This window comes from Subsaximicrobium wynnwilliamsii, from assembly GCF_007997225.1.
GTDB lineage: Bacteria > Bacteroidota > Bacteroidia > Flavobacteriales > Flavobacteriaceae > Psychroserpens > Psychroserpens wynnwilliamsii.
Genome location: NZ_VORM01000018.1, coordinates 94,879 through 105,714 on the forward strand (window position 1 = coordinate 94,879; position 10,836 = coordinate 105,714).

At 39.9% G+C, this 10,836-nt stretch carries 8 protein-coding genes; 1 reads left to right on the top strand and 7 read right to left on the bottom strand.

Annotation, left to right across the window (positions count from 1 at the left end; all coding sequences use genetic code 11):
* Nucleotides 1-36: 36 nt before the first annotated feature.
* Nucleotides 37-723 (bottom strand): RluA family pseudouridine synthase, encoded by a 687-nt coding sequence (locus ESY88_RS14680; RefSeq protein WP_147087504.1) that lies wholly within the window; start codon nucleotides 721-723, stop codon nucleotides 37-39.
* Nucleotides 724-1,799: 1,076 nt separating this feature from the next.
* On the opposite strand from ESY88_RS14680, the gene ESY88_RS14685 reads away from it, so the two are divergent.
* On the top strand, nucleotides 1,800-4,001 hold the full coding sequence (locus ESY88_RS14685) for a T9SS type A sorting domain-containing protein (protein ID WP_147087505.1): 2,202 nt from the start codon (nucleotides 1,800-1,802) through the stop codon (nucleotides 3,999-4,001).
* A 280-nt stretch (nucleotides 4,002-4,281) separates the two neighbouring features.
* Here the strand turns inward: ESY88_RS14685 and ESY88_RS14690 are convergent, their stop codons facing one another.
* The 6 genes from ESY88_RS14690 to ESY88_RS21485 form a co-directional block, all read right to left on the bottom strand.
* A complete protein-coding gene (locus ESY88_RS14690; RefSeq protein ID WP_147087506.1) occupies nucleotides 4,282-5,739 on the bottom strand; it encodes an FAD-dependent monooxygenase in 1,458 nt (485 codons plus the stop codon).
* Nucleotides 5,740-5,992: 253 nt separating this feature from the next.
* Nucleotides 5,993-6,718: a hypothetical protein gene (locus ESY88_RS14695; RefSeq protein ID WP_147089868.1), complete on the bottom strand. Its 726-nt coding sequence runs from the start codon at nucleotides 6,716-6,718 to the stop codon at nucleotides 5,993-5,995.
* 204 nt (nucleotides 6,719-6,922) lie between these two features.
* On the bottom strand, nucleotides 6,923-8,077 hold the full coding sequence (locus ESY88_RS14700; protein WP_147087508.1) for a porin: 1,155 nt from the start codon (nucleotides 8,075-8,077) through the stop codon (nucleotides 6,923-6,925).
* 333 nt (nucleotides 8,078-8,410) lie between these two features.
* Nucleotides 8,411-9,562: an erythromycin esterase family protein gene (locus tag ESY88_RS14705; RefSeq protein WP_147087509.1), complete on the bottom strand. Its 1,152-nt coding sequence runs from the start codon at nucleotides 9,560-9,562 to the stop codon at nucleotides 8,411-8,413.
* 145 nt (nucleotides 9,563-9,707) lie between these two features.
* Entirely contained in the window at nucleotides 9,708-10,211 is a 504-nt protein-coding gene (locus ESY88_RS14710; protein ID WP_147087510.1) for a hypothetical protein, read from the bottom strand.
* Nucleotides 10,212-10,560: 349 nt separating this feature from the next.
* Nucleotides 10,561-10,836, bottom strand: a 276-nt coding sequence (locus ESY88_RS21485) for a DUF6804 family protein (RefSeq protein ID WP_317128685.1), incomplete at its 5' end; no start/stop codon positions are given.

The window sequence follows — 10,836 nt, forward strand, 5'->3', positions numbered from 1 at the left end:
GATCAGTAATCAGGTTAGCGCTAGCAACTCATGGGATTAGGGTTGTTTTTCGAAGGATTTGAATCGCCAAAAAGCGTTTTTTGGCACAGGGGCTTCAAAGGTTTCGAATGCTTTAGAGCCAGAGACTTGATAACTCAACTTCCAGGCATGAAGGCAAACAGATAAGGGTACATACTTTTGATCGGAACCATATTTTTCATCGCCAACAATGGGAAGGCCTATATGTGCCAATTGAGCTCTTATTTGATGGAATCGACCCGTGGTTGGCTTTACTTCCAAAAGATAGCCAAATTCATTTTCGTCTATAACTTGATAGGAAAGACGGCATTCTAAGGCCGTTTTTGATTTTGACGGAACGATATCTGCTTTTTTTTCTAAGTTGTTTTTTACCAGAAAATTAGTTAAGTGTGCTTTGGTCTTGGCTGGCTTTTTTTTGACAATAGCCAGATAGGTTTTTTGGACTTTCCGGCTGCTAAACAACTCATTAAATTGAACAAGAATGCTTTTTTTCTTGGCAAAAACCATGACGCCACTGGTCACGCGATCCAACCGATGTATGACCCCAACATAAGGTTTCCGATTGTTTTTTGAAAGGTGTTGATGCACTTGATCCTCGACCGTGCTTTTTTCATACAGACTTTTTTCGCTTATAAGTCCGGCCGATTTATTGACGACTAGGTAATCATTGTTTTCGTGAATAAGTTCAAGGTTGGGACTTGGCATTCGCTTTAATAATTTTGATTTTTTGTTTGAGGTCGTTCCTTACGCCGCTTTTTTGGCTAAAGGTAATGCGTAAACGTTTAATTCTTTAATTTTAGATCCTCATTGCACCTTTGCAACTTCCTTCATGCGCTCATTGCGTTTATTCTTTAAAATAAAGTATAAATCGCAATTAGAAATAATTAGGTTTAGTACTGGGATTATAATATTTAAGCCAGCAAAAAATTTGAACATGTTCAGAACTAATTATGAGATGTTCAATTTACTTGAAAACCCCTAAATAATTTCATTTTTGGGACCATGCATCGCATAGATAAGATTTTTTGTTTGGAAACATCCATCGCCTGGTTTGACTTGCAACTTCGTAGAAGTAGATCTAACCTCGTGATGTTTCTTTTGATTTAATTATAGTTGTCTTAGGTTTAAATTAGCCTTCTCACATTTTAATTAAACCATTCATTTGTTTTTCTCCAGAACCACAATAAAAACCGTGACAAAGCAGAACAAAAGACTGCATAGTTCTGAGAATATCATAATCCGGAGTTCTATCAATATAAAGATCCTGCTATCAAGTTTAAGTTATTTTCTGCTAAATCAAAAATGGGATACAATCTATTTCAGTTACAAGTATGTTTCAAACACTATTTTTTGTGCCAATTGGCATCAGAGCATACAATTATCCAATAAATCGTTCTTGAAAACCGCCTTGAATGTTGCATGATAGTGTTCTAAAGCACTTCATTTCGTCGGATATAATTGCATCACAAGGTCTTAAAGCCAATAAATAAGGTTTTTAATCGAAAACATGAGAACTCTTCTGATCAATATTTCTTTATTTGTTGGGCAGTCACTTCCGGAACATTTGAATGCAACTGATTAATAGCAGAATGAGTTGCTCTTATTTTACTTCTTATCCTAAATGGGTTGGGTCTTGTCCCCGTCTGTTACATAGAATTATCATTTGTAGCGTTAAAATTTAACCCTTTGCATGTATTATAATTACCGCAGTAATGTCTTACCAGCAACTAAAAAAGCCTTGCTGGTGGGTCGACTGTGGTGCATGCCCTAAACATCTAATTATGAAAACAAAAATTACAAAAGTTTTAAGGTCTTGGTGCCTTTTGCCCTTATTATTAATGTCCTTAATAGTTCAGGGTAGAGAAAACAGTGCAATCGAAATCGCATTAGGTATTAACGATGTTACGTTGATTTCTGGTGTTGAAAATTTTTCAATTAGTTTTGAAAAAGAGCGTATCTGGGAGGTTTCGCCAGCCTCTATTTCTGATCTTGGTGGTCATGAAGGAGATGACAACGGCCCTAAGATTACAATTTGCCATTACCCACCAGGTAATCCAGAGAATGTCCAAACCATTGAAATAGCGGCTTCAGCATGGCCTGCACATGAAGCTCATGGGGATACTCAAGGTGCATGCTCTAACGATGACGATGACGATGAAGGTGACGATGACGACGAAGATGAAGAAGGCTGCTACGCCATGGAAGTGATAGATTACAGCCCAACCGTTCAGTCCAACGGGAACGCCATTGCAAACAATAGAACTGATGCTACGGTAACACTTGGCGAACCAGATAGAGCAAATGAGGCCGGTGGCTTTGCATCCTTGGGTATTGGCGGTCAATTGACCCTGAGATTCTCGGGCGCTGTCTATGATACTGCGGGAGATGACATCCTGATCTACGAGACCTCTTTTTCTGGGGACAACTGTTCGGGTGCCAACGATGAGCGCGCCATGGTAGAGGTGTCACAGGATGGTACCAACTGGTACGATGCCGGTGAGATCTGCCGTGACGGCGCCATTGACCTTGACGGGATTCCCGTGGTCTATGTGACGCATATACGTATTACAGACATTACTACGGGTAGTGGAGATGGTTATGATGTTGATGGTGTAGAGGCCGTTAACGGCTGTCAAGATGTCCCAAGTGATGAGAACGATCCTTGCTACGGAGCCTTTGTGGTAGATAACAGCTATATGCCAGGTCTTAAAAAGAACGGTCAGCCAATCACAGACCCAGAACGTTTGGATCCCTCAAAAGCTTTGGGAGTACCTCAGGTTGATAATACTTCAAACTTTGTATCCTTGGGCTATGGTGGTGAGATCACTATCGGTTTTGATGGTTTGGTACTTAACCAGGTAGGCGATGATCTTGTGGTTGTAGAGACCACCTATGGAAACGCCACGTTTGCTTCCTATCCGGAATCTGCCGATGTGTATGTTTCCCAGGACGGATTTAACTTTTACTTTATAGGAAGTGTGCTTACCAATGAATCGGCAAGCTTGGATATCTCCAATGCATCTGTGGCGTTGTCGTATATCACACAAGTGAGAGTTGTGGATACCACCCCAGAGGGTTCTGTATCTCCTGACGGCTTTGATCTGGATGGCATCATCTCATTGCCGGGATGTACGGTTTTAGAGGATCCTAACACCTGTTTCAGCGAGATCGTCAACGGTGGCTTTGAAGATGACAACACCTTTGCCGGATCATGGAAGTATGTGCCTCAGGACGAAGTTCCGGGTTGGAGCACAACATCACCAACGGGCACTATAGAGATCCAGAGAAGCGGTATGGTTGATGGCAATGCGTCCAACAGTGGCGGTTTCCACTTTGAGCTCAACGGCGATGCACTCAACAACATTTACCAGGAGATCTGTACCACACCGGGCAGCAATATCGAGGTCAGCTTCTCATACATGAAGCGACGCAATTCTGGTGTAGACGAGATGGAACTCTACTTTAGCGATGCCATCGAAACCATTACAGATGGAACTGCCTATCCATTCATGGCAACGCCAGGAGCGGGATGGGAGACTAAGAGCTTCGTTTACGCAGTGCCAGCGGGCCAAGAGTCAACAATCATCTTCTTCAAGGCGGTAAGTGGCACAAGTGCCACCATTGGCAACCTATTGGATGATATCTCCGTAGCGACTACACTGGCATCACCAACCAGTCTGGAGGAGCTGTTTGCAGCACTCAGCACGAAAGATCAGGTCTTGGCAACAACCGAGGTCACGATGTACCCAGTGCCAGCGAGAGACAGATTGAACGTGAAGCTGCGCAGCCAACTTGGCGGCAAGGTATCTTACGAGATCGTATCGATCATGGGCCAGTCGCTTGGCAGAGGTTCACTAGACAATTACTCTGGACAGGGCGAGATCCATGCAGATGTCTCTAACCTTGCCGATGGTGCTTACTTCCTGATGATCCATCTTAATGGTGAGACAATCAGTAAGAAGTTCATCAAGGCCACCAGATAGAACATTGGTATCATAGACCTTAAAACAAAAGGCCAGCTCAAAATGAGCTGGCCTTTTTTATTGTTCAAAAAGGATTTTTTGATTTATTTGAGGTTTGCTCCAACCTTGGCAAACACTACATGTGTTTTTTTGCAGTTGAATCTATATTAGGAAACACAGCCTGTTTGTCTATGGTTTGTTGTGTGATTGAGCACTTGATTCAGTAAATAAAAAACAAATAGAATCCCGATAATTACCGAATGCGAGTCGCAACATTTCAGGTTTCGCAAGCTGCGTATAACTAGGAATCTTTACGCTTTATACAGCGTCCTCTAGGTTCATCACCCTCATGAAGCACAATGTCGGAATGCAGGAACTGTGCTGCTTCGGCTGAAGCTTCTACTTTTGGAGTACTGCGTGCTATCATTTCTGTTTCAAAGGCAGTCAAAACACTTTTGCGCAGTCCGGCTTCCCGCCATTGCGATTGGGGTCTGCATCCGCTGTAGATGCCCCGAGCCAGCGCCAGCGCATCCAACAGCGCTTGATTTGCGCCTTGCCCTTTAAACGGACTCATAGGGTGGGCCGCATCCCCAATGAGCGTGACTGCTCCAGCGGTCTCCAATAGTTCTGAACTGAGTAATTCTCGGTCATACACGGGATAACCAGAAACTTGGGTTTCTTGGGTCGCCGCTAAAATTTGAGGAATGGGATCGTGCCATTGGGTTCTGCGGCAGGCTTCAGCTTTGAGTGCTTGAGCGCCTTGTGCACTAAGGGCTTTAGCTTCTTTTTCGAGCATTGGGAAGCTCAATTGCCACATGATTGAATTTGATGTATAGGGCATCATATAAATACGCTCGTGACCATTGGCGGTTTGAAATACCGTTGCCGAATCCAGCAGGGAACTTTCAAGGCCTTCGAGCCCCGCTAAAGGACAAATGCCCAATATCACGATACAGCCTAGGTAACGTAAGGGTGTGCTAGCTTCACCAAGGAGCAAGCTTCGCACCGAACTTCGAATACCGTCGGCCCCAACCACAAGATCTGCCTTGGCATTTTTGATCTCGCCATCCACTTGAAAGCGTAAATCAACACCTTGGCCCTCATCTTCGGTAAAACCCACTAATTGGTGTCCCCACTGCACGACATCCTGTGTGCCGAGTTGTTCAAGTAGCGCTAAGCGTAACGATTGCCGTGCGATATGCACATTCGTCCGCTTTGGCGCGCTATTGTCATCTTGCTGGATCCACTTTCGCATTCCCCATTCGCCAATCACTTTTCCTGCTGTAGTATGCATTAGATGCCGTGTTGAAACCACGCCTTCCTCCAAGGTAAAAACACCCAATCCCTCAATCGCTTTGCTCGCTTGTTGCAAAGTAAGACCGTAGCCTTGAGATCGCACATCAAAGTTAGTATCGCGTTCATAAAGTGTAAAAGGAATCTTACGGTGTAAACAAGCCACAGCCAGCGCCACGCCACCTATACCGCCACCAATAATGGCGAGGTGTGGGTAGTTTTCTGTATCTGGAATAGGTGCACTTGGGGAAGGAATCAACCCAGATCCGCTACAGTTCAAACAGGTGTATAGATGCCCTTTTGGGCGTATTGGAGCCCTTCCTTTGCCATTGGATTTTTGATAGTGTTCTAGTGATCTCTGGTAATTGAGCCGCACTTTCTTGCGCAGCCTCCTACTTTTTTTGCCGCGTCCTTGACAGTCCAGACAACTGGTCCAACTTGCCGCTTCATGTTCCAACGTTTTCAATTCCTTATGATTTAACCTGATTTTGACGCGCTTCGATAAGCAAAAAATGAGTCTTTATAATGGATGCCCAAAGGTAAAATAGTGATTATGGTTTTTCTGCGATTTAGGGTTAAAAAAAAATTATTTTTCTGGGAGACTATTTTGAGTAGGGATCTGGCTTGCTTCGGCTCTTAACATACATTTGGGTGTGGGGAATTAGTATTTGCAGGCTCAAGCCTAGCCATTGATGCTAAGCGGTAAGCTAGACTTGCTTTTAATAATATTCTATTTCGTAGCTATAATTCTGGGGGTCCTGAAATATGTAATTCAACGATTTTTTATCTGCTAATTTTCGCAATTTACCGTATTGGAAAGTCAAAGTGGTATCTCTAAACCTGCCAATTGTTTGATAGGTGTATTTTTTATCTGAATAGTCATATAATTCAATCAATGGCTTTTGCTTGCGATTATTGTAACTAACTCTTTTTATTTTCCTTTGCTCTTGGTCATAAAATATCGTGTCCATAAACACAATGGCTTTTTCAAAATCTGGTTTTTCGACAGGCGATAATTCCCAAGAAAATGTTTTAGAACTTTTCATTTGTTTCGTTTTTTTTGTGTCCCTAATGAATCGAATAAGGGAGTCAGACTCGTATTTTATCTGTTTTTCAATGCCCGTTTTTTCGTCAAATTCAAAAGTGGAAAATGAACGAACCACACAAGTATCTTCGGAAACAAAATGTTCACAAAAATAGTCAGAAACCCGATGACCATTCGAATATTCAATGGTTCGGATTTTATTTCTGAATGTTTTTAATCTGGAATCATAGTTTCCATACTTCACTTCTTTGATTAAGTTTTCAGAGTCATCGAATTCGCTAAGCCTATTTTCAACCAAGCTATCTCCTACTTTTTTAAATTCTACAATTGATTTTATGGTTTGAGAAAAGCTCAAGATTGAAGTTAGACATATAATTGTGTAAATGAGGTTTTTCAGCATAGTTTACAATGTGGTTTTAGCAGGTTAGTTGTGTGGTTGAGCACCTAATTTAGCAAAGTTCTCTTCGCTACCAATTTCTGTATCACAAATTGCCGGTAGTTCTACACATATACTTTTTTTGGTTTCAATAGAGATGGCATCTCAATACGTTCTATTTGTTTTATGGATGCATTTGGCATAATGCTTACTAAGTCACGCTGCGATCTATAATAACGATAGGGGTGCAATAAAGCCGACTCTTACCTCATTTCTGTTATAATTAGCTGCACCCAGGTTTTGGATAGCATAATTTGTATGATCATAATACCGGCCGATGTACGCTAAAAAAAAACGGACATCAATGTTTTTAAATGGACTGTAATATAAGGTAGGCACCATGCCATAGCTCCTTCTCAGGTGGTTGTTTTCACTTGTGACCTTGGCATAGGCACTGCTGGTCATGAGGGTTAATAGACCTTTGAATTTTGAGCTGAAGCGGTATTCTGCTCTTAACCAATTTTCAATATACAGCACATCCTCAGCCACAGCGTCATTATTAAGAATACTGGTCACAATGCCTTTCGTGTCGACCTCTTCAAAGCTGTAATTAAAGTCATACATGAGGGTTAGTTTATGGTCTTGATATTTATGGCCTAAGGTAAAAAAATAGGTGCCTCTTCTTTTCACTTGGTTGGAATAACTCAGGCTATAAATGGTTTGGATTTTTCCATCGAAAAAGCTTCCACGCCAGTTTCCAACAAGTGCTACCGGCCAGTCAGGTTCCTGGATGTTTTCTGCAACGACGTCACCATAAAGGTCTTCATAAAGCATGGTACGCGAGTTGAGCACCTGAAAACCGAATTTGTGATTTTTTGAATTTTGGTAAGTAATCCCGGCGCCGGTAACAAAAGCCAGGGCATTGCTTTGAATGTCATTATATTCCAGAACATCCAAAGCTTTGAACTCGTATTCATAACCACCGTAAAAGGCGTAGGTTTTTCCCAGTACAATCTTAAGGGACGGACTGACTATAACGTCGATATAGGCCAATTCGATATTACTGCCCAGTTGATCCAATGATTGCACATCGCCGTCTTTATTAAAGCGATTTCTAAAATGAAAGTTCACACGTTCGTGTAGTTTTGCAGAAATACCAAGGGCGGTGAACCCATTTTCAAACTGTAGCCCGTTGTAATAGCGATCCCCGCCCCTAAAGGTATATGCCTGAAACTCCATGCGCATATCGAATGTGATATTTATATTATTCAAGAGGCTTTTCTTATCTATGGAGATAACAGGTTCCGCCAAACTATCGTTTGCCTGCGAAAATCCCAAGAGTGGGGTTAACAAAAGAACGCTTATAAAAAATGACTTTATCATAAATCAATAGGAGTTTACGATTTATATTTCAGCGGGATTGACGGCGGGTGTGTCAGCATTCGATGCGTTTGGTTAAATCCCTCCAGAGGGTTTTATTCCCCGAGACTTGCCTCGAAATTCAAAGAACATCTTTCAATTCATACTTCGTGGGCTTGCCTCGAGGTTATTGATTAGAAAACATTACTATAGCAGCATCCTTATAAATTTACTGATTTTTATTGAAATTAGAGTAAAGACAACTCATAGCGGTTCATCGTTTTTCAAATTGGCACGAACTATTGGCATATGCAATGCCTTACATTATGCTTTGCTTAGGTTATGGGCAACAGTATTTTACTCAATAAATTTCACATCCTCTCCTTTTGAAATAAAAACCAGAGCATCATAATGCATAAACCAATTTGTTTTTATGTCCTTGTTCTCAACGATAAACATTCCATCATATTCTTGTGCTTCATATTCAGGGCGTTCCCTAATGATTTGTTGCGCGTCGATAAAATAGTTTTTTTCGGTTGTAGGTAAGAAGTGTAATAAGTTTCCTTCGTCCTTACTATATTTTTCTATCCATTTGGGTTTTCTATACGGCATATGTATTGATGAAAAAGCGATATGATATGACAAATTAGGATTTGCTTTCACAAATTGAAATCCCATGGTTTGTCCAGGCTGAGTACCATAGTCGTCTTTTATCATGTGCGCATTATGTAACCAAACAATAAACTTTTTTTCAGGCATTGTTTTAAACAGGAAATCTAGATTTTTTGCCATCTGATTGTCTCTAATTGCTGTTATTCCTTTACTGCTTTTATGTGCTGAACTTATCATGATATAACTCTTATAACTTTCTAAAAATCGAGTCCAAAGTTTATCCTGAATAAGCGTGTCGTTTTTTAATAGTTTGTCAATTTCAACGATTAAGTATTCCAAGTTTGACTTGCCAACAATTTCGACGGACTTACTTCTAGCTGTGTTTTTGAAAAAGGTTTCAGTCAATTCAATAAAACGTTTATCAACGCTGATGGAATTGTCATTCAAAAATCCATTTAATTTAATAGTGAAATCAGTATAGGTGTAAGTAGCATTCATTTGATTGTCAAAACCCCAAATACTTACATCATGTGCTTTTAGGAATTCAAACAATGCTTTGCACTGCACTGAATTAGACCAAAAGGGATATAGGTTTCTTTTGTTATGGTCAAAATAGAGTCCGAGAAAATCGCCTTCAAAGGCGATGTCCTTATATCCTTTTTCTAAAACTAAATATTTCACAAATTCAGTTTTGGCCAATAAATCAGAGCCAAAATAATGATTGGATTCGCCCAAGAACACAACTTTTTTACCGTTTAAATTGCTGTCTAAAATGTCTTTGACATCTTTGGTTAAGAGATTTTCAATTGGGTTCAATTCGTAAATATTCTTTTCGACTTGCGCCAAAATAGAATTCAAACCAAAAACTATAAAAAGCAGTGCTGTTGTTTTTTTCATTTTGTTGTCTACACTCTTGAGGATGATTAGCTGCGCGCCTCAAGCATTGAATTTAGCAAAAAATAATAAACCTGGAAATCTGCGAGAATTTTTAGGATCATGACAAGCTCTACCAATTAATTTTATGCGATGTAGTACAACGTTTTTATTCATTCAGTCTTAATATGAAATAATCTATGATTACGAAGGTACAGATTTTATAAAAGGGATGTTTAAAATCTTCTTCATCTACAATACTATTAAATTTATTGAGGGTTTTAACAAGGTCAGTTTTTTTATATAGCATATTGCTAAACAATTCTCTTAATTTTTCAGCCTTAAAATCTTTAGAAGAATATTTCTCTCCACAACCAATTACATCGATATCTAAATTCTGCACATCAAGTGCTAATGTTTCACCAATAATATTGATGGCGATTTTTTCGTCAGCAATGTCCTTAATTAATCTCTTATAATCTTTTCCGTTATTGCCATTAATCAACCCCTTAGATTTAAGATAAACTTCATGTTCAAATATCGTGTTTTCAATTGTCAGTTTTGATTCACTGTTTTTTGAGTAAACACAATTCATAAATTCTGATTCTGAATCACGTGAGTTTTTACAGGAAACAATTGTGAGTAAAATGATGAAAAATATTTTCTTTGTCATATTGCTGTTAAGTGGTTAATTAGTTATTTTGTCATTTAGATTTGTTGCGGTAAGTTATTGAATGGAAGTTTGTTTTTTTATATTTTGCACAACGGTCTAGTATAAGAATAGTAGCGGATTAAAATGCACTAATTTTCGGTTGAACACAGACCTTATTTATAATTTACATACTTTGGTTTTAGCGATAAAACCGCTATTATTTTTATACATTGTTGTAAGCTGGCTTTCCACGTCCTTCTTGGTTTTCCGAGGTTTTAATGCTAGTTCGGAAGTGAGCGTTGGCAAGACATACTCTTTTGCGATTTTTGGCGTAGCGTTGGCTGGTGCGAATTGCAAATGTGTATGGCTTTTAGCGTTGGCTTTTTGTTCTATTCATAAACAAACTTGCAATAAGTCCAATTCCGACAATCACGTCCACAATATTCCACATTTCTCTTCCAAGTGCGATTTTAAAAAATGGTTGAAAGAGTAGTGTAAGTCCTCCATAAACAATCATTTCCTGTTTTCGTCGCTGGGACACCCAAGTTAGAAATCGAATAATTTCGCTAAATTTTGTTGCTGCTCGGAGTTGATTATGGTGGTGTAAGTTATTTCCTTGGTAACAGGGTGTTTTACTTTTACGGCA